Genomic DNA, 281 nt, shown 5'->3' on the forward strand with positions numbered 1-281 from the left:
ATTCAAACCGAATATCATTGTAGCCAAGAATTTTTGATAAATAGATAACTGGTAAATAATATGTACCCTCCAATTTAATTGGGTCGATACCATCTACCATTTCCCCATTAATGGCCACTCCAGCTGTTGGAACTCTTTCAAATGCTTGAGCCATATTAAGTAGTGTAAATAGTATTACAAAAACGATTAAGCAAGTTACAAATAAGTTAATTCGATGCTTTTTCACCCTAATCCTCCTATTTATACCATTATCAAAATACATTGAATAGCATGTGATAATG

The 281-nt window shown here is 32.0% G+C and carries 1 protein-coding gene; it reads right to left on the reverse strand.

The features are described 5' to 3' along the window. Positions 1 to 226, reverse strand: a 226-nt coding sequence (locus tag AOA61_RS30065; protein ID WP_218197415.1) for a hypothetical protein, incomplete at its 3' end; no start/stop codon positions are given. Positions 227 to 281: the final 55 nt, after the last annotated feature.

The organism is Pseudomonas sp. 2995-1 (assembly GCF_002742505.1).
Lineage (GTDB): Bacteria > Pseudomonadota > Gammaproteobacteria > Pseudomonadales > Pseudomonadaceae > Aquipseudomonas > Aquipseudomonas sivasensis.